The organism is Amycolatopsis sp. H20-H5 (genome assembly GCF_035828755.1).
GTDB lineage: Bacteria > Actinomycetota > Actinomycetes > Mycobacteriales > Pseudonocardiaceae > Amycolatopsis.
The window spans coordinates 15,407-41,734 of sequence record NZ_JAYMZS010000048.1 but is presented as its reverse complement, the minus strand read 5'-3'; the positions used below and the strand labels follow the sequence as shown (position 1 = coordinate 41,734).

Here is a 26,328-nt window from a genome sequence, read left to right as displayed (position 1 = left end):
CCTACCGGGTACGGCCCCTGGCGGCCAGCGGTCCCGGGGGCAGCGGGGGCGCGGCCAGCGCGTCGCCCTCGTAGCCGCGCACAGTCCCGAACCCGGTCCCGTGGCGCCACTGCTCGCGGGCGGCGGCGATCTCCTCGCCGGTGCGCGCCACGAAGTTCCACCACATGACGATCTTTTCGGCGAACGGCTCACCGCCCAGCAGCAGCATCCTGGCGTCCGTGGCCGCGCCGACGCGCAGCTCGGTGCGCCCGCAACCCAGGTAGAGCAGGGAGCCGGGCGCGAGCTCGACGCCGTCGACCTCGGCCACGCCCGCCGCGGTGAGCACCGCGTACTCGAAGTCCGGCTCCAGCGGCAGCACCGTGTCCGCCCCCGCGGTGAGCCCGACGTCGACCCCCGCGAGCGGCGAGAACGTCCGGCCGGGGGACACGAGCCCGGCGAACTCGCCGAGGATCACCCTGGCGCGCAGCCCCGGCTCCTCGATCAGCGGCAGGTCGCCGTGGAACTCGAACTGCGGCTCGGTGGCCCGCGAACCGTCCGGCAGCGCGACCCACAGCTGGGCGCCGTGCAGCGACGGCGCGTGGTCCGGCGGCGACTGCTCGGAGTGCGAGATCGCCCGTCCGGCGGTCATCAGGCCGAGCTGCCCCGGCCGCAGCGTGTGCTCGCTGCCGAGGCTGTCACGGTGCAGGACCTCGCCGTCGAGCAGCCAGCTGACCGTCTGCAGCCCGAGGTGCGGATGCGGCGGCACAGCCATCCACGGCCGCTCGGCGATGTTGTCCGGGCCGTAGTGGTCGACGAACACCACGCACCGACCATCCGCCTGCCGAGCGTCGGCAGCAGCCGCCGGACGCCGGTGCTCTCCCCCAGCGTCACCTCGCGGCCCGCCAGCAGTTCGCGCACAGGCTCGGCACCGATCCCGGCCCGCCCGCCGCAGGTGGTCAGGCGGGGCGCCGCGTCGAGGTTGCTCATGGCACGACGATACGACCGGCGCAAGACGACCCGGGCCGAGCGGCTGATCTTTCCAGGGCGGCCCGTCCGGTGCGGCCGGGGAACGTCGTGCGGCTCGAACCGGCGCCCGCGGTGCGGCATGAGCGGAGATGGCAGGACCGGCAACCCCGGTACCGGGGTCAGTACTCGTTCTTGATGACGAAGTAGGAGCCGCGGATGGTTCCGGCCAGCTTCGACTTCTGTCGGGCGAACTTGAACGAGGCGAGTTCCGCGGGGGCTTCCATCCCGTCGGAGAGCTTGAACCCGACCGCCCGTTTCCCGGAGTCCTCGACGGTGTACATCACGTTGATCGACAGACCGTTGTCGTAAAAAACGTAGACGATCAGAATGTTTTCGACCTGGAACGCGGTCGCTTCGAGCGGGCGAGAGGCGATGACGATGCCTCGTTCTTCCTCAAGGATCCGACTCACCCAGTCGACGGTCGACCCGGCGTCGCTCGCGGGCTCGACCGTGAAGACGTGGTCGTACTTGTTCTTGAAGTACCGGGCCTCGTTCGCGCGCAGGCCGACGGTCGATACGGTGTCGAAGTCCACGGCGAAGGGCATGGCGAAGTCCTCCGTGTTCCTGTCCGGCCGGTGGAGTCGGACATCTTCCACCGAGGCCGGACTCAACGTATGCGCGTGGCGGTGGTCGTCGATCAGGTCCCCGGCGATGCGGTTTTGCCCGTGCTCACCCGGGTGGGTCGGTGACGTACTCGGTAGGGGTACAGCCGGTGAGCGTGCGAAAGTCGCGGTTGAGATGCGGCTGATCGGCGTAACCGCATCTCAGCGCGACGTCCGACCATGGCGGCGGTGACGACTGGGTCAGCAGCGACGCGGCGTGATGGAGCCGGGCGATACGGGCCACGGTTTTGGGCGTGAGCCCGATCTGTTCACGGAAGCGGACGTTGAGGTGCTGACGGGTCCAGCCGATCTCGTCGGCGAGCGTACTGATGCGCAAGCGCCCGGACGACGTCGTCAACCGCAGCCAGGCTCCTTGCACCGCTCTCGTCAATTCCGGGCCGTGCTGAAGACGGGCCGTCAGGTAGTCGTCCAGCACCCGAAATCGCGCGAGCCAGCCGGGCGTTTCAGCAAGCTTTTCGACCAGCAGGTTCGCCTCGGCGCCGAGCAGGTCGGCAAGCGCGATATTCGCGTTGGCCAACTCGCGCAGGGGCAAGCCGAACAGCGCGTAGGCACCCAGGGGGGTCATCGCGATGATGATCCCGCGAGTCGCGCCCGCCTGCTCCAGCACCAGCGGCCTGTCCCGCAATCCCATCACCGGCGACGACGGCAGATCGGTACCCGTGCGGCCGTCCTCGGCGACAGATCGGCGGATCGGTGGCGCTGCGAGGTCGATCGTCACGGTGATCACCCCCAGTGGCGTCAATCGCCAGGGCATCAAGTCCAGCCGGGAATAGTGATGCGCGGTGTAGGTCAGCACATGGGCGGCCAGCCGCGGGTGCGGCAGGCCGAAGACACGTTCGGCCGGTGCTCGCGCGATCTCCTGACGCGACACGACAAGAGTCCATCCGGTCATGCCACCTCCCCCGTGCCGATCACCTTGCATTCTTCCAAGACGACAGTCAATCAGGCACCTAGCGTCGGTCTTCCCTACAGAGAGGCTTCCGCAGATGAAAGCCATTGGCGACTTCAGAAGTCCGGCACGCCGGAACCGCTACTTCGACGCGTACGACAAGGCGATGGACGAATGCCCGGCACCGGCCGAGGTATACGACGTCGCGACGCGGCACGGCACGACCAGGGTCTACCGCTTCGGCCAGGGTGACGTGCCGCCGATGGTGCTGCTACCTGGCCTCATGGCCACTGCCGCGTGCTACTGGTCGCTCATCCCGGCGTTCGCCGCGCACGGTCCCGTCTACGCGGTCGACACGCTCGGGGAGGCCGGTCGCAGTGTGCAGACCTCGCCGTTCGAAGACCTCGCAGATCGTGCGCGGTGCCTGGACGACGTCCTCGAACGCCTGGACCTTACCGAGGCTCACCTCGTGGGTGGATCCACCGGCGGCTGGCACGCGTTCAATCAGGCGATCCACGCGCCTGTCCGGCTCGCTTCGGTCACCATGCTGGACCCCACCACGCTGACAGCCCCGTTCTCGCGCCCGGTGCTCTGGTACAGCGCACTGACGGCGATACTCGACAACGACTGGATGTGGCGGCGTTTCCTGCGCTGGTCCGCGGGCGAAGACATCATGGGCAGGCCCGACGCGCAACTGACCCTCGCGGGCATCCGGGCTTACCGGTCACGAGTTCCCTTTCAGAGCTGTCCCGGCGACGACGAAATCCGCTCCGTGCGCACGCCCGTGCTGGCGATGTTCGGTGCACGCAGCGTCGTGCATGATCCGATCGTGGCGGCAGACCGTCTCCGTGCCCTGTTGCCGCACGCCGACATCGAAACACTGCCGGGCGCCGGGCATCACCTGTTTCTCCGACCGGCCGACCGTGACCGGATCGTCGACCGGGTCCTGGAGTTCACCAAGCGCACCAGCTTGGACCGCACGTAACACCTGCTTACGGAGCCAGGGCGTTTGATGCGGGCACCACTGCCACCGGCGCTTCTCCGAGCGCCTGGGCCCTACCGCTGGCATCCGGCGAGCAGCAGCCGGACGGTCAGCCGCGCGTCGTACGCGGGATCCGGGCGATCGGCGCCGGCGCAGATGTCGCCGATCGCGCGGAGCAGTTGGTAGGCGGTGACTTCAGCCGTGACCTCCCCCGTGTCGCGGGCGGCGGCGAGGATGCCCGCGAGCACCGGCACGAGACGATCGAGGAACAACGCGTGCAGGGCGACGAAGCCGTCGGGATCGTCGCGCATCGCGGCGGCCAGGCCGTGCTTGGTCACCAGGAAGTCCACGAAGAGGTGCACCCAGTGACCCATCGCCGTGAACGGTGACGCCGCTGTCGCGAGCAGGGCTGGCCCGGCGTCGGCGCAGGCCTCGACCTGGTGCCGGTAGACGGCCACGACGAGGTCGGCGCGCGTGGGGAAGTGCCGGTAGATCGTCCCCACGCCGACGCCCGCCTCGGCGGCGATGCGGCGTACCGGCGCGTCCACCCCGTCGGTGACGAACACCGACGCCGCGGCGTCCAGCAGCGCCTTCTCGTTCCGCCGGGCGTCCGCGCGCTTGCCCGGGTTCGCGGTCGTCGACAACGGCTCGTCCCCTGCACCCACGCGGCACTCCTCTCCATGGCCACCCTTGCCAAACGGAACAGTGCTCCGTATATTCGGAACCGTGCTCCGATTAGGAGTGTATCCGGTAGCCCACCCGGCCGGAACCCGCGCCGACGCGGCACTCACGAACCATCGAGAAAGAAGCCGCACATGCCCGCACCCGGCACCTTCGCCCCGAGCGCCGTCCCCGCCCTGACCACCCCGATCATCAGCGTCAAGCCGGTCGTCCTGCCCGCACCGGAGCGCGGCGACGACCTGCGGGTGCGGGTGTCGGCACCGGCTTCCGGCACCGGACTCCCGGTCCTCGTCCTCGCCCACGGTTTCGGCCAGTCGATGTCCTTCTACGACCCGCTGGTCGATTTCTGGGCCGGTAACGGCTTCGTCGTCATCCAGCCCACGTTCCTCGACTCGCGGACCCTCGCCACCACGCCCGCGGACCCCCGGTACCCGGACATCTGGCACCTCCGGGTCGAGGACGTCGGGCGGGTGCTCGACGAACTCGACCACGTCCTCGCCGCGGTCCACGGGCTCACCGACCGCGTGGACCGCGGCCGCATCGCCGTCGCGGGACACTCCTGGGGCGGGCAGACCGTCGGCATGCTTCTCGGTGCGCGCGTCATCGGCGCGGACGGGCAACCCGGCCCCGACAGGACCGATGCTCGGGTCAAAGCCGGTGTGCTCCTGGCGACGACCGGCATCGGTGGCGACGACTTGACACCGTTCGCCAAGGAGAACTTCTCCTTCATGTATCCCGACTTCGACGGCCTGACCACGCCGACTCTCGTGGTCGCGGGTGACCACGACCAGTCCGCGCTCTCGACTCGGGGTCCCGACTGGTTCACCGACGTGTACCACCACAGCCCCGGCGCCCGCAGCTTGCTCACCGTGTTCGGTGGCGAGCACTCACTCGGCGGAATCCACGCCTACAACGCCACCGACACCACCGACGAGAGCCCCGAGCGTGTCGGGTTGATCCGCCGGGCTTCGTGGGCCTACCTCCGCAGCGCCCTCGGGATCGACGACCTCGCCTGGAAGCAGGTGCAGGCCGAGCTCGTGGAGACCACCGACCCGATCGGGCGTATCGACAACAAGTAAGGCGCAACATCGGTACGGGACGAGCGCCTTCCACCAGCAAGACAGCGTCCGGAAACTGATTTCACGTCGTCCAGTTTGGCGCCTAGGGCCGCGTGACTGACGGGGACTTTCGCAAGGTTGAGTCGAGGGAAGTCCCCTTCGGTCGCGACCCCAGACTTGCCATATGCCCTGATGGGAGCCTTCACGGCGTTTAACGCCGTCATGGTGGCCTTCAGGGGCACGCGCGAAACGGTCGTGGCGGCATAGAGCGGGCGAACGGGTGGACTTTCCGTCCTTTGTGGAGGGTAGGCGGCTTCGAAGGACAGCTGCTCGAGGCTTCGAGCGGCGGCTGCTACGTCAGTTCTCAGACGCGTTGTAAGACAAACCGCCGGTTAACCATTCGTACACCTGGCGTTGGGGCAACCGCTCGTACCGTCGGAGTCATGATCGATTCCGGCTGGTTCGTCGCGATCACCGGCTTCGCGCAGGCCACACCCTGGCTGCACGGCCCGGTGGTGGCGTTCACCGAGTACGGCGTGGTCCTGCTCGCCCTCGCGGCCCTGGTCATTCTGTGGCACCTGCGGCGCGAAGGCTCCGAGACGCTGGCACGGGCGCTCTGGGTCCCGGCCGCCGTGGTCGTCGCCTACGCCGTGGACTCGGGCATCAAGCAACTGGTCGCCGAACCACGCCCGTGCCAGGCGATCCCGTCCGCGGCGACCGTGCTGCCCTGCGACGCGCCGGGTGACTACTCGTTCCCCAGCAACCACACGGTGATCTTCGCCGCCTTCACCGCGGCGGTGTTCCTGCTGAACCGCCGCTGGGGCGTACTCGCGGCGGTCGTCACGCTGCTCATGGCGGCGACCAGGCTCTACGTCGGGGCGCACTACGTCCACGACGTGCTGGCCGGCCTGGCGGTCGGCGTCCTGGTCGGTTCTGCGGGATCACTGCTGGTCAAGCCCGTGGCCGGGCTGCTCGACCGGATCCGCGAACGTCCACAGTGGACTCAGGCGGCGAGGAAGTAGGTCCGCTCCGGCGCCCAGCCCGGCGGGAGCCGTCCGCGAAGCCCGTCCCAGCCGGGCCCACCGCCGCAGACCACCCAGGCGTCCGGCCCACCGGCGGTGAACCGGCGGGCCTGCCGCAGCCACGACGCCGCCCGCTCCGGCCAGTCGACGACGTCGAGCACGACTCCCCCGGCTGCTTCCCACCGGCGCGCGACCTCCCTGGCGAGGTCGGCGACGGAGGCGTCGTCGCGCGGATGACCGAGGGTGATGGCGCGGCAGCCCCGCGCGGTGAGCGACACGCACAGCTCGTCAACGGTCATGCCGCCAGCCTGCCCGCCCGCATCGCCACCCACCGGCGGAAATCGGCCCTGTCAGCCGAAGAGCAGTTTCTCGAAGGGCACGACGGCTTCGATCCCGGCCTCCTGGGGCGCCCGTCCCGCGACACGGTCCGCGAGCTCACCCGCCGCGCGCTTCACCCGTGCGTGCAGGCCGCCCTGATCAGTGCTGCCCCAATCCGACGACGCCGCGTACACGCCGGTCGGCACGGGCTCGGCGCGCAGGTAGGCCAGCAGCGGCCGCATCTGGTAATCGAGCACGAGCGAGTGCCGTTCCGTGCCGCCGGTCGCGCCGATGAGCGCGGGCTTGCCCGCCAGCGCGCCGGTGTCGAGGACGTCGAAGAAGGACTTGAACAGCCCGCTGTAGCCAGCCGTGAACACCGGGGTGACCGCGATCAGCGCGTCGGCCGCGGTCACCGCCTCGATGACGGTCCGCAGCGCCGGGCTCGGGAACCCGGTGAGCAGGTTGTTGGTGATGTCGAGCGCGAGGTCACGCAGCTCGAAGACCTCGACCTCCGTCTCGACCTCCCGCTCGGCCAGCGCCGACGACGTCGCTTTCGCGAGCTGGTCGGCGAGCAGCCGGGTCGACGAAGGCTTGCTCAACCCGGCCGTCACCACGGCCACTTTGCGTACCGGCATGAGCGTCTTCTCCTTCAGTGCGTCAGGCGAGCGCGGACGCGGTTTCAGCGTCGCGCGCGGCCTTGAGCGAGGCGTGGGTCGGGGCTTGCGGCACCTGCGCCGGGCGCAGCGCGTCGAGTTCCTTGCGCAGCACTGGGATCACCTGCTCGCCGAGCAGGTCGAGCTGCTCGAGGACGGTCTTCAGCGGCAGTCCGGCGTGGTCGAGCAGGAACAGCTGGCGCTGGTAGTCGCCGAAGTGCTCGCGGAAGGTCAGCGTCTTGTCGATGACCTGCTGCGGGCTGCCGACGGTCAGCGGCGTCTGGTCGGTGAAATCCTCGAGCGACGGGCCGTGGCCGTAGACCGGCGCGTTGTCGAAGTACGGCCGGAACTCGCGGACCGCGTCCTGCGAGTGGGGGCGCAGGAAGACCTGCCCGCCGAGGCCGACGATCGCCTGGTCCGCCGAGCCGTGCCCGTAGTGCTCGAAGCGCTGCCGGTAGAGCTCGATCAGCTGCCGGAAGTGGTCGGTCGGCCAGAAGATGTGGTTCGCGAAGAAACCGTCGCCGTAGTAGGCGGCCTGCTCGGCGATCTCCGGGCTGCGGATCGAGCCGTGCCAGACGAACGGCGGCACGTCGTCGAGCGGGCGCGGCGTCGAGGTGAACTCCTGCAGCGGCGTGCGGAACTTGCCCGCCCAGTTGACCACGTCCTCGCGCCACAGCTTGTGCAGCAGCGCGTAGTTCTCGACGGCCAGCGGGATGCCCTGGCGGATGTCCTTGCCGAACCACGGGTAGACCGGGCCGGTGTTGCCGCGGCCCATCATCAGGTCGACGCGACCGTCGGCGAGGTGCTGCAGCATCGCGAAGTCCTCGGCGATCTTCACCGGGTCGTTCGTGGTGATCAGCGTGGTCGAAGTCGACAGGATCAGCTTCGACGTCTTCGCCGCGATGTGCCCGAGCATCGTCGTGGGCGAGGAGGGCACGAACGGCGGGTTGTGGTGCTCGCCGGTGGCGAACACGTCCAGGCCGACCTCCTCGGCCTTGAGCGCGATGGCGACCATGGCCTTGATGCGCTCGTGCTCCGTCGGGGTCCTGCCGGTAGTGGGATCCGCGGTCACGTCGCCCACCGTGAAGATTCCGAACTGCATGACCTTCTCCTCACTCACCCTCATTGCCTTTACTTGAGCGCTCAACTATAAGCGCGCGAGAGATATTCCGGGGCCCCGGGTCCCCCGCACCCGCCGAACGGCCTCGTCCGGTCGGGCGACTTACTGGTACAGACCTATGACGGGGATCACACTCGGGCCATGTGGATCACCGCGCTGCTCGCCGCCGCTGTCGTATCCTCCTTGCTCACCCCCGCCGCCCCCGCGACGGCAATCTGCGCGAAGTACTGCGACGGCCGCGACCCGGCCGTCGCCGCCGGAGACCGCGCGGGCGGTTCGTCGGCGATCTGGAGCCGGACGGTCGCGCTGCATCTGTCCGACGGCGACGACATGGGCTGGGCGAGCATCGGCAACGGCTCGCCCGGTGACGAGACCTGGCTCGACCGGTCCTTCGACGGCGGCCGCACGTGGTCGGCCGACAGCCGCATCGGCACCACGACGATCCCGGCTGGCCAGCGGGGCTGGCGCACATTGATGTTCAACGTCGACGACCCTGGCACGCATCGGTTCGGCGCGCTGCGCGCCTGCGGCAAGGCGGGCGACCGGCCCGAGGTCACCTGCACCCCGTGGGTCCGCACGACCGTCGCCGCCGCGAACCGCACGGAAGCGGCCGCGACGGCGTTGATGCAGTACTACGACAACGGCACCGGGCTCTGGCAGACGACGGGCTGGTGGAACTCGGCCAACGCCCTCACCTCGATCCTCGACTACAGCGTCCGCACGGGTTCGCCGAACTACCGCTACGCGATCGGCGTGACGTTCGACAAGAACCACGGCGCGAACTTCACCAACGACTACCTGGACGACACCGGCTGGTGGGCGCTGGCCTGGATCCGCGCGTTCGACCTGACCGGCGAACGGCGCTACCTCGACACCGCCGTCGCGGCGGCGAACTACCTGTACTCCTACCGCGACGGGACCTGCGGCGGCGGACTCTGGTGGTCCACGGCGAAGACGTACAAGAACGCCGTCACCAACGAGCTGTTCGTCAAGGTCGCGGCGTCGCTGCACAACCGCCTGTCCGGCGACAGCACCTGGCTGAGCCGCGCGAACCAGACTTGGGCGTGGTTCGCGGCGAGCGGGATGATCACCGGCTCGAACCTGGTCGACGACGGCCTGAACGGATCCTGCGCCGCCGCCGGGACGGTCTGGAGCTACAACCAGGGCATCGTCCTGGGCGCGCTGACCGAGCTGAACCGCGCGACCGGCGACGCGGCACTGCTCACCCGCGCCCGGCAGATCGCCGACGCCGCGACGACGACGTCCTCACTGAACTCCGGCGGCATCCTGCGCGACCCGTGCGAGACGGGCGACTGCGGCGCCGACGGGCCGTCGTTCAAGGGCGCGTTCGCCCGCGGCCTCGGCGAGCTGGACCGGGCGCTTCCCGGCCGTCCGTATCACGCTTACCTTGTGCGGCAAGCGAATTCGACGATCGCGAACAACCACACCCCGCTCGACCAGCACGGCCTGCACTGGGCGGGGCCGCTCGACAAGACCGACGCCGCGCGCCAGCACAGCGCCCTCGACGTCCTCGTCGCGGCGCTCTAGCCAGTGCTGTCGCCCCGCGGGAACCGGGGCAGGTGCAGCCAGGCGCGGACTTCGGTTTCCTTCACCTCGACCAGGACCGGGTGGTAGCTCAGCGGGTCGAGCGCCGGGTCGCCGTTGTCCACCACGTCGTCGTGGAACCGATCGGACACGAGCACGGCCAGCGGCGCGGCGGGATCGGCACCGGCGAGCGCGTCGCGCAGCGGCGGGGCGTCGAGCAGGCGCGCGAGGACGAGCTTGGGGCGCCCGGTGACGCCGTACTCGTCGATCCGGACGTCGCCGGAGTGCACCGCCGCGCGCACCCGGATCCGCACGCCCTCGCCCGCGGCGTCGTTGTGGTGCCACAACCTCGCCGCGAGGTTGTCCAGCAGCGGGGACAGCAGCAGCGACTTCGGGAACTGCGGCGGGACGACCACGATCATGCCGTCGCCGGTGTCCTGCCGGACACACGACGGCCAGTCGATCCCGCTCGCCTCGAAGGACTCCTCCAGCGTCCGGAACAGCGCGCGCCGGAGCCGGACGAAGGCCTCACTGTCGTGGCCCACCGCGCCCGAGTTCGCGATGTCGACCGAGAACAGCCCGCAGTGCACGCCGTTGACCACCCCGTTGAGCACCTTGGGCGCGGACAGGACGTCGCGGCGCAGCCTGGCCAGCTGGACGCAGGCCACGACCATCACCAGCAGCGCGCTGGCGACGGCCAGGTTGCCGTAGACGTCGGAGATTCCCCCTGTGGGGTCGGACAGGCCGAACAGGACCATGATCGTGGCGTCGAGCACCACGTACACCGCGAGGGAGAGCCACACCCCGGGGCGCCTGAGCCGGAAGGCCGCGTGGATGAACGGCAGGAAGGCGAGGATGCCGACCGTGAGGACCGGGAGCACGAAATAACACAAGGTCAGCGTCCGGCGGAGCACGGACGGCCGGGTAGGACGCGTCAGCACGATCATCACGCCACCGCCCCCGGGTACGGTCACCGCCCCTCGCTGTGACAGGTGACACTCTAACGCCTCACGCAGTCCGCCGAAAAGCGGCAAAGGTCACGATCGGTCACCGCCCAATGGCGGTGAACCCCGGTCCCTGGATGCCCCTGAAGGCCACCTTCACGGCGTTTTACGCCGTGAAGGTGGCCTTCAGGGGCAGGGAAGCCATCGGAGTTGCGGAGGAGCTGCGGAGCTCAGCGCGACGCGAGCCGCCGGGCCAGCCCGGCCAGCGCCGTCACCAGCGATTCGAGCGGGCCGCGCCCGGCGGTCGCACGCCAGCAGAGGCCGATGAGCAGCACCGCGATCACCTGAAGGATGTACCCCAGCGTCGCGTCGTAGCGGTCATAGTCCGAGTTGATGAACAGGATGTGCGCGACGTACAGCGTCAGCGTCATGCTGCCCGCCGCGGCCAGCGGGCTCAGTACGGCGGTGACGACCCGGCGTACCCACTTGTGGGTGACGTGCCCGAGCAGGAGCAGCAAACCGAGCAGGGCGAGCGCGGCGCCGGTGGTGCCGATGAGGTCGACCGGCGTGCTGGTGTGCGGCGCGTTGACCGCGAGCCACCACCACGAGTCGGGCGGCACGGTCCCGTCGCCGCCCAGCGTCAGCAGCTCGCTGGTCTCGGCCGTGGTCAGGTCGCTGCCCGGCGCCGCGGCCCAGATGTGCGCGAGCCCGCCCCAGCGGTTCAGCAGTTGCGACGACAGCACGGCCGTGCCGACGGCCAGCACCACGCCGGAGGCCAGCAACGCGGCCGCGACCTTGACGCTCTTCAGGTTCAGCCGCCCGACGACCAGCCCAGCGCACAGGTACGCCATCCACGGCAACGCCGGGTACTCGCCGGTGACGGCCAGCTCCGTCACCAACGAGAGCGGCTGGTGGAGCACGTCGCCGAAGACCGGGTTGTCGAGGTTCGCCTGCGGCAGGTGCGCCAGCCAGACGTGGCTCAGCGCCGGGACGCCGAGCGCGAAGCCCGCGCCCGCCACGGCGATCAGCCAGGTCGGCAGGAACACCAGCGGCACCGCGAGCAGGAACATCACGCCGTAGTAGGGCAGGATCACCGCGCCGAGCGCCGCGTCGGAAAACGAGCCGAGCACCAGCCCGATCGCGAACACCGCCAGCGCCCTGGTCACCAGCGCGGCGATGGTCGGCTTCGCCGCCGCCGCGCCCACCCGCTTCCGGCCGGTCATGAACGCGATCCCGACCCCGGCCAGTACCGCGAACGCCGCCGCCGCGCGCCCGCCGAACACGGCGAACGACCACGTCGGCGAGCCCGCGTCGGTCGACTCGTAGAGCGAGTGCACGGCGATCATGCCGAGCAACGCCACCCCGCGGGTCGCGTCGACCGCGACGAGCCGCTTCTTCGCGCCATCGATTTTTACCGCTACGACAGGCTTTTCGGCCACCAGGGTCGTCGCTGGAGTCGTCGCTGGAATCGTCGCTGGAATCGTCACTGGAATCGTCGCTGAGGTCGTCACCGGGCCATCACCGCGTCCACGAGCTCCAGGCCCAGCCCGCCGTCGCGTGGCACCGCCAGGCCGACGTCGGTGAACCAGTCCTCGGTGGCCTCGGGATGCGGGCCGACAACGCCGACCTTGCCCGCGCCGAACCCGGTGACCAGCGCGGCGATCTCCTGGTTCGCGTACCGTGCCAGCACCTGGGCGGCCGCGCCGGGCTCCAGCCAGAAGTACGGCCCGTCCTGGAAGAACAGTGTGTGCGCGCGGCCGCTCCCGTACACCCGGACGAGTGCGTTGCCGTCGTGGCTCACGGTCGCGGCCTTCGTCCCGATGTACTGGTCGGTGTCCCCGGGCAGCAGGCCGAACCCGGGCGTCGCACCGGCGAGATACCCGCCGAGGCAGAACCCGAGGTACGCGCCGCCGCCCGCGACGAACTCGCGCACGGCGTCCCGGCGCTTCTTCAGATGCGGGTACGCGTCCTCCAGCGTGCCGCCGCCGGGCTGCGCGTACAGCGCCGCGCCGTCGAGGTTCTTGCTCTTCAGTTTGAGGTCCTCGTCCGGCCCCACATAACGGACGTCGAAGTCCCACCGGCTCGACTTCAGCAGGTGCGCGACCGCCTCCGGGCAGCCTTCAGTGGTCGCCGGGCCGCGATAGACCAGCGCGAGCGGTCCGCTCACCGGGCACCCATTCCCTCGAGTGTCGCGGGCGCGAGCGTGGTGACGCCCTGCGCGGGGATCCCGCGCCAGCGGGTCCCTTCCGGCAGCTTCTCGCCCTTCATCAGCAGCGACAGCGAACCGAGCGAGACCTGCGGCCCCACGACGGCGTCATAGAGCACGATCGCGCGAGTGCCGATCGTGCCGCCCGCCTCGATGGTCACGTACGACATCTTCATCACGCGGTCCTCGAACAGGTGGGTCTGCAGCGACGACTCCGTGCCGACGGTCGCGTCGTCGCCGATGCGGACCAGGTCGAACTCGGTCAGGTAGGTGGTGCCGATCCAGGTGCGCGCCCCGATGTCGGCGCCGAACCAGCGCAGCACCGGCGGCAGGAACGGCGTCCCGACGAGCATGCCGATCCCGGCGGGCACGGCGGCCGCCTCGTACAGCCCGGTCACGAACTCCGCGCGCCGCACGAACGGGCTCCACAGCGGCTCGACCCGCGGCCGGTACTCGCCGACGAGGTTGCGTTTCGTCGCCGCGCAGTACCCGATCACCGCGAGCGCCGAAGCGATCGCCACCAGCGGCGAGACCAGCGCCGGGATGAGCAGGTCGTTGCCCTGCGCCAATCCGGACAGCACCAGCAGGTACAGATAGAAACTGACGCCGAGGATCGACGCGGGCAGCGTCGCGCGGAAGAACTCGATGGCCAGCCGGTGCGCCACCACCTTGCGCGGCGGGGAGAAGGTCTCCTCCTCGCCGTAGTCGCCGCTGTCCTGACGCTGCGGCAGGTTCATCGCGGGCGAGCCCAGCCACGAGGAGTCCTCCGGGACGCCGTCGCGCGGCGGCACCGTGCCGACACCGAGCAGCGAGCCCGCGCCCATGGTCGTCCCGGCGGGCAGGAACGCCGCGTTGCCGACGAACGCCCGGCTGCCGACCTCGGTGGGCAGGAACGTGACACGGCCGTTCGCGAAGGTCGCACAGCCGACACTCGCCATGTCCGCCACGAAGCTCTCCGCGCCGAGCGTGAGCAGGTCCGGGTCGAGATGCGCGGCGGTCGAAACCTCCGCGCGCCTGCCGACGCGGGCGCCGAGCAGCCGCAGCCACGGCACGGTGTAGAGCGTCGCGTACAGCGAGTTGGTGAAGGTGAGGCTGAACTCCAGCAGCTTGTCCGCGACCCATTTGCGCACGCCGAGCGCCGACCGCACCGGGTGCACGCCGATCGGCACCGAGTGCAGCACGACCCGTTTGCCCACCGCCACCACCGCGCACACGGTCAGCACGAACACCGGCCCGGCGAAGATCGTCGCGAGCAGCCCGGCCAGCACGCCCCAGCTCAGCAGCGCCCACCAGACCAGCGCCACGCCCGGCACGATCATCGCGATCGCGACGATCTCCAGGAAGGTCAGGCCGAACACCGCGGCGGCGAGGTGGTGCGCACGCCAGCCGCGCGGCTCGGCGCCGGTCGCCATCATCGACTCGGCCGTCGGCTCCAGCGCCTCGGCGGGCTGCGCGGGCGAACCCGACCAGCGCGCGCCGGCGGGCACGGTCTCGTCCTGGCCGAGCACCGACTGCTCGCCCAGCGCCGCCCGCTCACCGATCGTCGCACCCGGCTCCAGCACGGCGTTCGCGCCGACGAAGGCGCCCGGCGCGACGGTGATCGGCGCGACCGTCACCCAGCCGTCCTCGACCCGCCACGGCCGCAGCACCACGCCGTAGCCGACCGACGCGTCGTGTCCGATGTGGACCATCGCGGGCAGGCTGATCGAGCTGGTCGCGATGGTGGTCCGCGTGCCGACGCGCGCGCCGAGCACCCGCAGGTAGAAGGCCATCAGCGGCGAACCGCTCAGCACCGGCAGCGGGCCGACCGCCAGCAGCAGGTCGAGCGCCCACAGCCGGACGTAGGTCGCGCCCCAGAGCTTGTACCGGCCCGGTTTGATCCCGGCGGCGAGCGGGCGCGCCACCAGCGGCGGCACCACCCAGCGCACACCGAGGTAGCTGACCAGGATCGCGATCAGCAGCTCGACCAGCACGCCGACGGAGACGTCACCGTCGTTCCGGGTGTACACATAGGACACTGGCAGCGTGATGAGCAGCAGGAGCAGGTAGATCGCGAACGCCTGCGCGCCACCTGCCCCGGCGATCCGCGGGCGCGAGTGCCGGATCGGCGGGAGCCGCGGCGGGGCGGTCACCGAGGACTCCGGCTTGGCGTCCAGATGAGCCGCGAGCCCGCGCACGGTCGGGTTCGCGTAGAGGTCACGCACAGCGGGGCTCGACCCGACACCCCGCGCGCGAAGCAGCGAAACGACGTTCGCGGCGAGCAGCGAGTGCCCGCCGAGGTCGGCGAAGAAGTCGGCCTCGACCGACAACGCGTCCGGCTCCAGCCCGAAAGCCTCGGCCCACGCCGCGCGGACCTGCGTCTCCAGCTCGCCCTCGGCGGCCACGACCGGGCCCTCGGCGAAGGTGAGCCGTTTGCCCGACGGGAACTTCAGCTTGGGGCGGTCGACCTTGCCGCTCGGCATGGTCGGCAATCCGGGCAGCACGTCGAGGTACGCGGGCACCATGTACGCGGGCAGCCGCTTGTGGGCCTCCTCGGCCAGCCGCCGGGTGACGTCCGCGTCGGGCTCGTCACCCGGGTGCCGCACGATGAACGCGACCAGCTCGGCCGGAGCGTCCGCCGGTTCGGGCGGCGCGATCAGGGCCGCGACGGCCTCGGACACCGCCGGGTCGGCCAGCAGGACGTTCTCGATCTCGCCAAGATCGACGCGGTAGCCGCGGATCTTGACCTCGGCGTCGGCGCGGCCGAGGTACTCGATCTCGCCGTCCTCGGTGAACCGGCCGAGATCGCCGGTGCGGTACAGCCTGCCGCGATCACGGGCGAGCGGGTGGCGGAAGAACTTGTCCGCGGTCAGCTCCGGGCGGCCGACGTAGCCGCGGGCGACCCCTGGCCCGCCGAGGCAGATCTCGCCGACCTCGCCGAAGGGGACCGGGTTGCGGTCTTCGTCGAGCAGCAGCGCGGAGTAGGTGGGCAGCGGCTTGCCGATGGTCACCGGGCGCCCCGGGAGCAGCTCGCCCCAGGTCGCGGTCACGGTGGCCTCGGTGGGGCCGTAGGTGTTGAGGATGCGGCGGTGCGGGCCCGCCCAGCGCTCGACGAGCTGCTGCGGGCAGGCCTCGCCGCCGACGAGGAGGGTGCGGATCAGCGGCAGCTCACGCGGGATGGTCGCCAGCAGTGTCGGCACGCAGTAGAGGACCGAGATGCGCCGCTGTTCGAGGAAATCTGCGAGCTCGGCGCCGAGGCGCCGGGAGTCCGCCGGGCCCGCGACGAGCGTGGCGCCGACCGCCCAAGTGGGCCAGATCTCCTCGATGGAGAAGTCGAACGAGATCGTCATGCCCTGGTAGACGCGGTCCGGCTCTCGGACGTCGTAGACCTTCGGGACGACGTCGAGGAAGTTGCAGATGCTCGACTGCGCGACCTCTACGCCCTTCGGCCGTCCACTGGAGCCGGAGGTGTAGATGATGTACGCGGCCGGATCGGGGTCGGCCGGAGCCGGTCTCGGCCGGGGTCTCGGCCGGGTGGCGGGCGCGGCGGCCAGCGCGGCGACGACGGCGTCCAGGTCGAGCACCGCGCAGGCGAGCTCCGCGGTGCCACCGGCCAGCGCCGACGAGGTCAGCACCAGGTCGACTTGCGCGTCTTCGGCGATGTAGGCGACCCGGTCCGGGGGCGAGGCAGGGTCGATCGGCACGAACGCGGCGCCGGCCTTGCCGACGGCGAGCAGCGCGACGTAGGTGTCGAACGAGCGGTGCAGCAGGATCGCGACCCGCGAACCCGCGCCGATCCACCGCTCGCGCAGCACGTGGGCCAGCTGGTTCGCCCGCGCGTCCAGCTCGGCGTAGGTCAGCCTGTCGTCCTCGTGCTCGACGGCGATCGAACGGGGCGTCCGCGCGGCGGTGCGCTCGAACACGTGGTGCAGGCGACGGCCCACCGCGGCCATGATCTCGGTTTTGTCGAGCTGCTCGAGGTCGCCGAGCTCGCCCGCGAAAAGGCCTATCGTCGTCACGATCGCACTCTCCCCGGCCTCGGCTCACCGAAAACGCGCACGCAAAAGCTCCTTACGTCGATGTACGGGTGCCATTCCGGAAATACCAACGCCCTATCGGCCGTTCAGCCGAACGTGTTACACCCAGGTAACCACATCGTGGCAGCGCGAACCATCGTGGGGACCCAGATCACGTTCGCGCCCGGACAACGGGAACGACCAGCGCAAAGAGTTCGTATACGGCTGCCTAAGCGTTGGAGTGCAACGATTTGCGTTTGACCCGCACCCTCGGCCAATCCGGCCGTCGCGCGGCACCGAACGGGATCCCGCCGTCCTTGTCCGCAACAATGGATCGCAGAGAGTGACATCACTCGGGAGTGTCTGCGCGATTCGCGAGTAACCGTCGTTTTGACCGTAGCTAAACACGCTACGGAACTGCTCTGTCCTGCCTTCTCAAAGAACCGTCAGCGGCCGGATGAACGGTTTCCGAACCGGCGGCGGCCGGGCGGTGTCAGGCTTGTGTGACACCCTGTCGCGCGACAGGGTGGCCGTCGCCGGCCGCAACACCCGGGGGCGAGTGCGCGAAAGCTGTCGGAGGGGCCGGATATCCTGCAGTACGGTGTCGGGTTGACGCCGCCCGCCGGGAGCAGTAGGCCTGGGGCGGGGAGCAAGCTCATGAGCCACGACCTGGAGAAGGACCCTGTGACTGCTGAGAGCCTCTATGGGGCCGACGACCTGACGCATCTCGAGGGTCTGGAAGCGGTCCGCAAGCGACCCGGCATGTACATCGGGTCCACCGACAGCCGCGGGATCAACCACCTGTTCGCCGAGATCATCGACAACTCGACGGACGAAGGTGTCGCGGGTCACGCCTCGCGCGTGACGGTGACCCTGCACGCCGACGGCAGCATCCAGGTGGACGACGACGGCCGCGGCATCCCGACCGGGGTGCACGGCAAGTCCGGCCTGTCCGGCGTCGAACTGGTGCTGACCCGGCTGCACGCGGGCGGCAAGTTCGGCGGGTCCGGGTACAAGACGTCGGGCGGCCTGCACGGCGTCGGCGCTTCGGCGGTCAACGCGCTGTCCCACCGCTTCGACATCACGGTCAAGCGCGAGGGCCAGGTCCACCAGATGTCCTTCGCCCACGGCGCACCCGGCGTCTTCGACGGCCCCGGCCCGAAGGCGAAGTTCAACCGCCGCTCCGGCCTGAACGTGACCGGCAAGATGAAGCGCGGCGAGCGCGGCGGCACGTCGATCCGCTACTGGTACGACGCCCGCTACTTCGAGACCGGCGCCGCGCTCGACCTCGAGGGCGTGCGCGCGAAGATGCGCAACACCGCGTTCCTGGTCCCCGGCGTCACGTACGTGCTGCGCAGCGCCATCGAGGACACGATCACCGAGGAGACCTTCCACTACCCGCACGGGCTGTCGGACATGGTCGACTTCCTCAGCCCCGGCGGCGAGAAGCCGGTCTGCGGCACCCTGCTGATCAACGGCGAGGGCACGTACAAGGAGAACGCCGCCGACGAGAACGGCGTGATGAAGTCCAATGTGGAGCGTCGCGCCGAGATCGAGGTCGCGTTCCGCTGGGGCACCGGCTACGAGCGCACGGTCGAGTGCTTCACCAACACGATCCGCAACGTCCACGGCGGCACCCACCGCAAGGGCTTCGACCGCGCCGCGACGAAAGCGCTGCAGGAGGCGATCTCCAAGACCCGCGGGCTGCTCAAGCCCAAGGAGGACCCGCCGACGATCGAGGACGTGCTCGAGGGCATGACCGCGGTCATCCACGTCCGGCTGCCCGAGCCGCAGTTCACCTCGCAGACGAAGGACGAGCTGTCCACGGCCGGGATCACCAAGGTCATCCAGGGCGTCGTCGAGAAGCAGATCAAGGCCTGGACCGAAGACCGCAGGACCAAGTCCGAGGCCAAGATCGTCCTGCAGAAGGTGGTCGACGCCGCCCGCGTCCGCCTCACCCAGAAGCAGCAGAAGGACGCGGCCCGCCGCAAGACCGCGCTGGAAGGCGCGTCGATGCCGCCGAAGCTCGTCGACTGTCGTACTACCGGCGTCTCCCGCAGTGAGCTTTTCCTGGTGGAGGGCGACTCCGCCCTCGGTTGTTTTGTCGGGGAAACCCACGTGGCGCTGGCGTCGGGCGAGAGCCGCTCGTTCGCCGACCTCACCGCCGACTGGGACAAGGGCATCACCCACTTCGGGTACGCGACCAACAAGGCAGGACGGGTCGTCGTCGCGCCTCTCGTCGAGCCGCGGATCACCAAGCACGACGCGCCGCTGGTCCAGGTGACCCTGGACAACGAGGAATCGGTCCGCTGCACGCCGGATCACCTGTTCCGGCTCCGTGACGGCTCTTACCGCCGCGCCGACGCGCTGCGGCCCGGAGACTCGCTGATGCCGCTGCACCGGTCGGTCTCGTCGAAGAAGGCCAGCGACAAACTGGACGGCTACGAGCGCGTCTGGATGAACGACCGCGACGAGTGGGTCTACACGCACCACCTCGCCGACCGTCCCGGCCGCCGGGAAGAGTGGAGCGAGCGGTCCGTCGCCCAATGGCAGGACGCGGAGCTGCTCGCTTGGCGCTCGAAGGCCACGGCCGAGCAGTTCGCCGACCCGGCGGAGCGCGACAGGCAGCGCGCGGCGGTGACAGCCTGGCACGAGAAGCACCCGGAGTTCGGTCAGCAACACCCGCTCCGGATGAAGATCCGGCTGAGCGATCCCGAGACCGGCCACCTGGCCAAGGTGCAGGCCGGTCGGGCTCAGTACGTGGCATCGGTGCCCCGTGAGGAGCGAGTGGCCAAGCAGAACGAGGGCCGCCGGATCGCCGCGCTCAAGCGACTGTCTGGTTTGCTGTCCCTGCCGGACGCCGAACTGGCCGACGCCTACGAAACGCGGCGCAAGAACACCGCACGCACCGGTCTGCGGTTCTCGCGCCTGCTCGCGCACTACGACGGCGACTACGCCCGCCTGCGTGACGCGATCTCGAACGTCAACCACAGCGTCGTCTCCGTCGAGGCGCTGACGGAGACAGCCGACGTCTACGACCTGACCGTCGACGGCTATCACAACTTCGCGCTCGAAGCGGGCGTCTTCGTCCACAACAGCGCGCGCATGGCCCGAGTGTCGGAGTACCAGGCACTTTTGCCCCTGCGCGGCAAAATTCTCAACGTCCAGAAGGCCAGTCTCGGCGACACACTGAAGAACGCCGAGATCGCGTCGATCGTCCAGGTCCTCGGCGCGGGCAGCGGCCGCACGTTCGAGCTGCCGGTCATGCGCTACGGCCGCGTCATCCTGATGGCCGACGCCGACGTGGACGGCTCGCACATCCGGACGTTGCTGATCACGCTGTTCGCCAAGTACATGCGCCCGGTGATCGAGGACGGCAGGCTGTACGCGGCGATGCCGCCGCTGCACAAACTGGTCACCAAGGGCCGCAACCCCGAGACGCACTTCACCTTCACCCAGCGGGAGATGGAGCTCAAATACGCCGAGCTGGAGAAGGCGGGCAAGCAGATCGTCACCCCGGTGCCGCGGTTCAAGGGCCTCGGCGAGATGGACGCGGACGAACTGTGGGACACCACGATGAACCCCGCCACCCGCTCGGTCCGCCGCATCACCCTCGACGACGTCGACGCCGCCGAGACCGCGCTGGAACTGCTCATGGGCGAGAAGGTCGAACCCCGGCGCAACTGGCTCGTCCAGTCGTCCGACCGGGTCGACCGTGAAGCCATCGACATTTAGGACGGCGCGGATGAACTCGCGGCACGCAAGACGACCACAGAGCGCGGGCTCGCGAAGGACACAGTCAGCTGAGTTTTCGTTGCTATTCAAGGAGCTTTGAGCAATGGCACGCCGCAAGGGCACCACCACCAAGGTCGACCCCGGTGCGTTCGACCGGGCGGGCGCGCAGGTCTTCGACAACCCGCTGAAGACGGAGATCGAGGACTCGTACCTGGAGTACGCGTACTCGGTCATCCACTCCCGCGCGCTCCCCGACGCCCGCGACGGCTTGAAGCCGGTGCACCGCCGCATCCTGTTCTCGATGCACGAGCAGGGCTATCGCCCGTCGCACGCGTACGTGAAGTCGTCCCGCGTCGTCGGTGACTGCTTCGTGCGCGGCGCGCTGGTGTCGACCCCGTCCGGTCTGCGCCCGATCGAGACGATCGAGGTCGGCGACAACGTCCTCGACGCCCAGGGCAACGCCGTCCCGGTCACGGAGGTCTACGAGAACCCGGCGTCGGACCTGGTCCGCGTGACGTGGTCCAACGGCCACACGATGCTCGTGACCCCGGGCCAGCGCTTCCGGACCGTCTCGGACGATTCGTCGTTGGAGTGGACAGACGCGCGTGATCTGGCTGGCAGCCTCACGGTCGGTTACGGCAGCGATCGGCACCAGGGACTCGACCGCAATCGTTCCGACGCGTACTTGACCGGCCTTACTGCGAAGACCCTTGTTCCGGCCGAGCTGCTCAACGACCGGTCCGCATGGATGCCGTTCCTCGCGGGCCTGTTCGACCGCGCCGGGTCGGTGCACGCTGACCGCCGCGAGATCGTCTTCGGCGAGCTGGCCGAGGCGCTGCTCAAGCAGGTCTACGCCATGCTCGCCGATTCCGGGATCCCCGCCGAACGCAGGACTTCGGGCGAACTGGCCGTGGCTGACGGCGACGCGGCCGTCCTCGCCAAGTGCCTCAGGCGCTGGTCCGGACGAGCCGAGCTGCGCCGCATCGATTCGCCGATAAACGGCGAAGACGCCGGCTACTCGTTCCTCAAGGTCGAGTCCGTCGAGCCGGTCGCGCAGGACACGACCTACGACATCCAGGTCGGGACCGAAGAGCACGCCTTCGTCGTTGACGGCCTCGTCGTCCACAACTGCATGGGTAAATATCACCCGCACGGCGACACGGCGATCTACGACGCGATGGTCCGCCTCGCGCAGGACTTCTCGCTCAACGTCCCGCTGGTCGACGGCCACGGAAACTTCGGCTCCCCCGACGACGGCCCCGCCGCCTCGCGATACACCGAAGCGCGGATGTCGCCCGAGGCGATGCTGCTGGTCGGCGAGCTCGGCGAGGACACCGTCGACTTCCGGCCCAACTACGACGGCTCGCTCGAAGAGCCGTCCGTGCTGCCCGCGGCGTTCCCGAACCTGCTGGTCAACGGCACTTCCGGGATCGCGGTCGGGATGGCGACCAACATGATCCCGCACAACCTCGGCGAGGTCATCGCCGCCGCGCGCTGGCTGATCACACACCCGGCCGCGACGCTCGAGAAGCTGATGGAGTTCATCCCGGGCCCCGACCTGCCGACCGGCGGCATGCTGCTGGGGCTCGACGAGGTCCGCAAGGCCTACGAGACCGGCCGCGGCGTGGTCCGCATGCGCGCCAACGTCGAAACCGGCCCGCTCGAAGGCAGCCGCGGCCGTCAGGCCATCACGGTCACCGAGCTGCCGTACGGCGTCGGGCCGGAGAAGGTGATCGAGAAGATCACCGACGAGGTCAACAAGTCCAAGCGTCTCACCGGCATCGCGGACGTCAAGGACCTCACCGACCGCGAGAACGGCACCCGCCTGGTCGTCGAGTGCAAGGTCGGGGTCAACCCGCAGGCGCTGCTGGCCGACCTCTACCGGCTCACGCCGCTGGAGCAGTCCTTCGGCATCAACAACCTGGTCCTGGTCGGCGGCCAGCCGCAGACGCTCGGGCTCAAGGCGCTGCTGGAGGTCTTCCTCGCGCACCGGTACGAGGTCGTCACCCGCCGCACCCGCTACCGCCGCCGCAAGCGTGAGGAACGGCTCCACCTGGTCGAGGGCCTGCTCAAGGCCCTGCTCGACATCGACAAGGTGATCAAGCTGATCCGCGAGAGCGACAACGCGCAGGCCGCCAAGGAAAGCCTGATCCAGCGGTTCAAGCTGTCGGAGATCCAGGCGACGTACATCCTCGACACGCCGCTGCGCCGCCTCACCAAGTTCGACAAGCTCGAGCTCGAAGCCGAGCAGGACAGGCTCCGCGACGAGATCGCCGAGCTGTCGAAGATCCTCGACGACGACTCCGTGCTGAAGAAGCTCGTCTCCGCCGAGCTGGCCAAGGTGGCCAAGGACTTCCCGACCGAGCGCCGCACCGCGCTCATCGACGGCGATCTCAAGGAGGTCCTCGCGGCGTCGAAGCCCGCCGGACCGCTCGAAGTCGCCGACGACCCGTGCCAGGTGATCCTGTCCGCGACAGGCCTGGTCGCGCGGACGGCCGCCGAGTCCGAAGAGGCGTCGGAAGTACGCCGTCGCAACGGCCGTGTCAAACACGACGCCGTCTCGGCGCTGGTCCACTCGACGGCTCGCGGTCAGGTGCTGCTGGTGACCAACCGGGGCCGGGCGTTCAAGACGGACGTGCTCCCGTTGCCGGTGCTGCCGGAGCAGGCGGGCACGGTGTCGCTGCGCGGCGGCATGCCCGCCCGCGAGCTGGTACCGCTGGAGAAGGGCGAGCACGTCGTGGGGCTCGCCCCGCTGAGCGACCAGCCGACCGAGTCGCCGGGCCTGGCGATCGGCACCCGCCGCGGGGTGGTGAAGGTCTGCGCGCCCGAATGGCCGGTCCGCTCGGACGAGTTCGAGATCATCAGCCTGAAGGACGGCGACGAGATCGTCGGCGCGACCTGGCTGACCGACGGCAGTGAGACTCTCGTGTTCATGTCGTCCGAAGCGTCCCTGCTGCGTTACGCCGCTTTGCTCGTGCGGCCGCAGGGCCTCAAGGGCGGCGGCATGGCGGGGATCAACCTCAACGGTGACGCCCACGCGGTGTTCTTCGCCGCGCTGCGCACCGACGACAGCGTGCACGGCGATCCGATGGTCATCACGGCGACAGGCGTGAGTGTGAAGGTGACGCCGTTCAGCGAGTACCCGGCGAAGGGCCGCGCGACCGGCGGCGTCCGCGCGCACCGGTTCCTCAAGGGCGAGACCGGCCTGGTGGTCGCGTGGATCGGCCCACGCCCGGCCGGTTCGGCCCGCAACGGCGACCCGGTCGAACTCCCCGAGGTCGACATCCGGCGCGACGGCTCCGGCCACGCCCACCCCGGCCCCGAGGTCGTCGGCCACCTCATCGAACGAGGCTGATCCCGCCTCTCAAGTGTCATGAAAGGGTCTTTCAGGACAAAAATTGCCCTGAAAGACCCTTTCATGACACTGACCGCTTACCCGCCCAGGAGCCCCTTGGCGATGTGCGTCACCTGGATCTCGTTGCTGCCCGCGTAGATCATCAGCGACTTCGCGTCCCGCGCGAGCTGCTCGACGCGGTATTCGGCCATGTAACCGTTGCCGCCGAACAGCTGCACGGCCTCCATCGCGACCTCCGTGGCCGCCTCGGAGGAGTACAGCTTCATCGCCGACGCCTCGGCCAGCGAAGGCAGCTTGCCCGCGCGCAGCTTCTCGATCGTCTGGAAGACCATGTTCTGCACGTTGATCCTGGCCACTTCCATCTTCGCCAGTTTGAGCTGGATCAGCTGGAATCGGCCGATCTCCTGGCCCCACAGCTTCCGGCTCTTCGCGTATTCGACCGAAAGCCGGTGGCACTCGTTGATGATCCCGAGCGACAGCGCCGCGACCCCCATCCGCTCGGCCACGAAACTGGATTTGACCTCGGCCTTGCTGTCACCGCCCGCGACGGGCTCGGTCTCGCCGAGCAGCCGGTCCCGGCCGAGCCGCACATTGTCGAAGAAGAGCTCCCCGGTGGGCGAGGACATCATGCCCATCTTCTTGAACGGCTTGCCCTGCGTGAAGCCGTCCATGCCCTTGTCCAGCACGAATGTCAGCACGCGCCGGTCCCGCTTGTCCGCGCCGTCACCCGCGTCCAGCTTGGCGTAGACGACGACGGTGTCCGCGTACGGGCCGTTCGTGATGAACGTCTTCTGTCCATTGAGGACATACCCGTCGCCGTCGCGCCTGACGTAGGTCTTCATCCCGCCGAACGCGTCCGAGCCGGAGTCCGGTTCGGTGATCGCCCAGGCGCCGACCTTCTCGAAGGTCGCCAAACCGGGCAGCCAGCGCTCCTTCTGCGCGAGGGTGCCCTTCGACAGGATGGTCTGCGCGGTCAGCCCGAGGCTCACACCGAGCGAGGCGACGATGCCGAGGCTCACCCCGGCGAGCTCGCTGACGGCGATGATCGCCATCGACTCCTGCCCGCCGAGCGCGCTGCCGGAGCGTTTCTTCTTCTCAGGCTTGGGTTCCCCGGCCACGCGCGCCCGCTCCTTGGCCAGCAGTTTGGCGATGGCCTCACCGGCCATCACGTCGATGCCGAACGAGGTGAACAGCTTCCGGATGATGTCGTACGGCGGCAGCTCCCCGCTTTCGAGCTGGTCGAGGTGCGGCCGGATCTCCTTGTCGACGAACTCCCGGATCGAGTCCCGGATCAGCAGCTCGGTCTCGGACCACTCGATCACGGCAGCCGCCCGGCGATGTCGTCGATCGCCCACGGGCCTTCGGTTTCGATCACCTTGACGTCGTGCCACCCGGCGAGCTCGGCGATCGCACCGCCCTGCACCGCGAAGACCTTGCCGGTCAGCGGGCACTTCTCGGTCGCCAGATACGCGACCACCGGCGAGATGTTGGCGGGCGAGAACGCGTCGAACTCGCCCTCCTCGACCTCCATGGCGAAGATCGCGCCCATCCCCGGAGTGGCGAGGGTGAGCCGGGTCCGCGCGATCGGCGCGATCGCGTTCACCCGGACGCCGTAGCGCTCCAGCTCCTCGGCCGCCACCAGCGTCAACGCCGCGATGCCCGCCTTGGCCGCGCCGTAGTTGGCCTGCCCGGCGTTGGGCAGCGTCACCCCGGACGCGGAGGCGGTGTTGATCACCGCGGCGGCGACCTGCTCCCCCGCCTTGCTGCGCGCCTTCCAGTAGGCGGCGGCGTGGTGCAGCACGGCCGCGTGGCCCTTGAGGTGGACGTTGATCACCGAGTCCCACTGCGACTCTTCGAGGGTAGCGATGAACGCGTCGCGCAGGATGCCCGCGTTGTTCACCACCACGTCGAGCCGCCCGAACTCGTCCACGGCCTGCGCGATCAGCGCCTCAGCGCCACTCCAGGTCGCGACGTTGTCCGTGTTGGCGACGGCCTTGCCCCCGGCCGCGGTGATCTCGTCGGCGACCTCCTGCGCGGGGCCGACGTCCGAACCGCTGCCGTCGTTGGCGCCGCCGAGGTCGTTGACGACGACGCTGGCGCCCTCCTTCGCGAACAGCAGCGCGTGCTCACGGCCGATGCCGCGCCCGGCGCCGGTGATGACGGCGACGCGCCCGTCGAGTGCTCCCATGGGTCCTTT

General features: G+C 69.6%; 19 protein-coding genes. 6 read left to right on the top strand and 13 right to left on the bottom strand.

The window, feature by feature from the left end; translation table 11 throughout:
* Window position 1: 1 nt before the first annotated feature.
* From QMK34_RS24900 to QMK34_RS24890, 3 genes are all read right to left on the bottom strand, one after another.
* Complete coding sequence (locus QMK34_RS24900; RefSeq protein WP_326416738.1) at window positions 2-802, bottom strand: pirin family protein; 801 nt, start codon at window positions 800-802, stop codon at window positions 2-4.
* A gap of 322 nt (window positions 803-1,124) precedes the next feature.
* Window positions 1,125-1,550 carry a phage tail protein gene (locus QMK34_RS24895; protein ID WP_326416737.1) on the bottom strand — a complete coding sequence of 142 codons (426 nt, stop codon included), beginning with the start codon at window positions 1,548-1,550 and terminating at the stop codon, window positions 1,125-1,127.
* A 124-nt stretch (window positions 1,551-1,674) separates the two neighbouring features.
* Window positions 1,675-2,499 carry an AraC family transcriptional regulator gene (locus tag QMK34_RS24890; RefSeq protein ID WP_326416736.1) on the bottom strand — a complete coding sequence of 275 codons (825 nt, stop codon included), beginning with the start codon at window positions 2,497-2,499 and terminating at the stop codon, window positions 1,675-1,677.
* Window positions 2,500-2,614: 115 nt separating this feature from the next.
* On the opposite strand from QMK34_RS24890, the gene QMK34_RS24885 reads away from it, so the two are divergent.
* A complete protein-coding gene (locus tag QMK34_RS24885; protein ID WP_326416735.1) occupies window positions 2,615-3,502 on the top strand; it encodes an alpha/beta fold hydrolase in 888 nt (295 codons plus the stop codon).
* Window positions 3,503-3,573: 71 nt separating this feature from the next.
* Here QMK34_RS24885 and QMK34_RS24880 read toward each other — a convergent pair whose 3' ends face one another.
* On the bottom strand, window positions 3,574-4,164 hold the full coding sequence (locus QMK34_RS24880) for a TetR/AcrR family transcriptional regulator (protein ID WP_326416734.1): 591 nt from the start codon (window positions 4,162-4,164) through the stop codon (window positions 3,574-3,576).
* A gap of 150 nt (window positions 4,165-4,314) precedes the next feature.
* Here QMK34_RS24880 and QMK34_RS24875 point away from each other — a divergent pair, with 150 nt between their 5' ends.
* Both QMK34_RS24875 and QMK34_RS24870 read left to right on the top strand, forming a co-directional pair.
* A complete protein-coding gene (locus tag QMK34_RS24875) occupies window positions 4,315-5,259 on the top strand; it encodes an alpha/beta hydrolase family protein (RefSeq protein WP_326416733.1) in 945 nt (314 codons plus the stop codon).
* A gap of 422 nt (window positions 5,260-5,681) precedes the next feature.
* Window positions 5,682-6,260 carry a phosphatase PAP2 family protein gene (locus QMK34_RS24870; protein ID WP_326416732.1) on the top strand — a complete coding sequence of 193 codons (579 nt, stop codon included), beginning with the start codon at window positions 5,682-5,684 and terminating at the stop codon, window positions 6,258-6,260.
* Here QMK34_RS24870 and QMK34_RS24865 read toward each other — a convergent pair.
* The 3 genes from QMK34_RS24865 to QMK34_RS24855 are packed head-to-tail and all read right to left on the bottom strand — an operon-like array spanning window position 6,242 to window position 8,333.
* The gene (locus QMK34_RS24865) at window positions 6,242-6,559 is read right to left on the bottom strand and encodes a hypothetical protein (protein ID WP_326416731.1); all 318 of its coding nucleotides are present in this window, start codon (window positions 6,557-6,559) and stop codon (window positions 6,242-6,244) included. The two genes, QMK34_RS24870 and QMK34_RS24865, sit on opposite strands and share 19 nt — an antisense overlap.
* A gap of 51 nt (window positions 6,560-6,610) precedes the next feature.
* Window positions 6,611-7,213, bottom strand: coding sequence for an FMN reductase (locus QMK34_RS24860; RefSeq protein WP_326416730.1), 603 nt, complete (start codon window positions 7,211-7,213; stop codon window positions 6,611-6,613).
* Between the two features lie 22 nt (window positions 7,214-7,235).
* On the bottom strand, window positions 7,236-8,333 hold the full coding sequence (locus tag QMK34_RS24855; RefSeq protein ID WP_326416729.1) for an LLM class flavin-dependent oxidoreductase: 1,098 nt from the start codon (window positions 8,331-8,333) through the stop codon (window positions 7,236-7,238).
* Between the two features lie 159 nt (window positions 8,334-8,492).
* Between QMK34_RS24855 and QMK34_RS24850 the strand changes: the two genes are divergently transcribed.
* Complete coding sequence (locus QMK34_RS24850; RefSeq protein WP_326416728.1) at window positions 8,493-9,899, top strand: glycoside hydrolase family 76 protein; 1,407 nt, start codon at window positions 8,493-8,495, stop codon at window positions 9,897-9,899.
* Here QMK34_RS24850 and QMK34_RS24845 read toward each other — a convergent pair.
* From QMK34_RS24845 to QMK34_RS24830, 4 genes are all read right to left on the bottom strand, one after another.
* Entirely contained in the window at window positions 9,896-10,870 is a 975-nt protein-coding gene (locus tag QMK34_RS24845) for a hypothetical protein (RefSeq protein WP_326416727.1), read from the bottom strand. The genes QMK34_RS24850 and QMK34_RS24845 overlap by 4 nt on opposite strands.
* Before the next feature lie 200 nt (window positions 10,871-11,070).
* Window positions 11,071-12,279, bottom strand: coding sequence for a heparan-alpha-glucosaminide N-acetyltransferase domain-containing protein (locus QMK34_RS24840; RefSeq protein WP_326416726.1), 1,209 nt, complete (start codon window positions 12,277-12,279; stop codon window positions 11,071-11,073).
* 68 nt (window positions 12,280-12,347) lie between these two features.
* Window positions 12,348-13,007 (bottom strand): BPL-N domain-containing protein, encoded by a 660-nt coding sequence (locus QMK34_RS24835; RefSeq protein ID WP_326416725.1) that lies wholly within the window; start codon window positions 13,005-13,007, stop codon window positions 12,348-12,350.
* Window positions 13,004-17,044, bottom strand: a complete 4,041-nt coding sequence (locus QMK34_RS24830) for a Pls/PosA family non-ribosomal peptide synthetase (protein ID WP_326416724.1) — start codon at window positions 17,042-17,044, stop codon at window positions 13,004-13,006. Before QMK34_RS24830 ends, QMK34_RS24835 begins: the two co-directional genes overlap by 4 nt.
* Window positions 17,045-17,725: 681 nt before the next feature.
* Between QMK34_RS24830 and QMK34_RS24825 the strand changes: the two genes are divergently transcribed.
* Entirely contained in the window at window positions 17,726-20,776 is a 3,051-nt protein-coding gene (locus QMK34_RS24825) for an ATP-binding protein (RefSeq protein WP_326416756.1), read from the top strand.
* A 103-nt stretch (window positions 20,777-20,879) separates the two neighbouring features.
* Window positions 20,880-24,131 (top strand): DNA topoisomerase (ATP-hydrolyzing), encoded by a 3,252-nt coding sequence (locus tag QMK34_RS24820; RefSeq protein WP_326416723.1) that lies wholly within the window; start codon window positions 20,880-20,882, stop codon window positions 24,129-24,131.
* A gap of 77 nt (window positions 24,132-24,208) precedes the next feature.
* Here QMK34_RS24820 and QMK34_RS24815 read toward each other — a convergent pair whose 3' ends face one another.
* Both QMK34_RS24815 and QMK34_RS24810 read right to left on the bottom strand, forming a co-directional pair.
* Window positions 24,209-25,453 (bottom strand): acyl-CoA dehydrogenase family protein, encoded by a 1,245-nt coding sequence (locus tag QMK34_RS24815; protein WP_326416722.1) that lies wholly within the window; start codon window positions 25,451-25,453, stop codon window positions 24,209-24,211.
* A complete protein-coding gene (locus QMK34_RS24810) occupies window positions 25,450-26,319 on the bottom strand; it encodes an SDR family oxidoreductase (RefSeq protein WP_326416721.1) in 870 nt (289 codons plus the stop codon). Before QMK34_RS24810 ends, QMK34_RS24815 begins: the two co-directional genes overlap by 4 nt.
* Window positions 26,320-26,328: the final 9 nt, after the last annotated feature.

What these genes read in the sequence shown, in the direction of transcription:
- QMK34_RS24895 (WP_326416737.1), bottom strand. Translation starts at nt 1,550, where the DNA reads ATGCCCTTCGCCGTGGACTTCGACACCGTATCGACCGTCGGCCTGCGC.
- QMK34_RS24885 (WP_326416735.1), top strand. Translation starts at nt 2,615, where the DNA reads ATGAAAGCCATTGGCGACTTCAGAAGTCCGGCACGCCGGAACCGCTAC.
- QMK34_RS24875 (WP_326416733.1), top strand. Translation starts at nt 4,315, where the DNA reads ATGCCCGCACCCGGCACCTTCGCCCCGAGCGCCGTCCCCGCCCTGACC.
- QMK34_RS24870 (WP_326416732.1), top strand. Translation starts at nt 5,682, where the DNA reads ATGATCGATTCCGGCTGGTTCGTCGCGATCACCGGCTTCGCGCAGGCC.
- QMK34_RS24865 (WP_326416731.1), bottom strand. Translation starts at nt 6,559, where the DNA reads ATGACCGTTGACGAGCTGTGCGTGTCGCTCACCGCGCGGGGCTGCCGC.
- QMK34_RS24860 (WP_326416730.1), bottom strand. Translation starts at nt 7,213, where the DNA reads ATGCCGGTACGCAAAGTGGCCGTGGTGACGGCCGGGTTGAGCAAGCCT.
- QMK34_RS24855 (WP_326416729.1), bottom strand. Translation starts at nt 8,333, where the DNA reads ATGCAGTTCGGAATCTTCACGGTGGGCGACGTGACCGCGGATCCCACT.
- QMK34_RS24850 (WP_326416728.1), top strand. Translation starts at nt 8,493, where the DNA reads ATGTGGATCACCGCGCTGCTCGCCGCCGCTGTCGTATCCTCCTTGCTC.
- QMK34_RS24820 (WP_326416723.1), top strand. Translation starts at nt 20,880, where the DNA reads ATGGCACGCCGCAAGGGCACCACCACCAAGGTCGACCCCGGTGCGTTC.
- QMK34_RS24810 (WP_326416721.1), bottom strand. Translation starts at nt 26,319, where the DNA reads ATGGGAGCACTCGACGGGCGCGTCGCCGTCATCACCGGCGCCGGGCGC.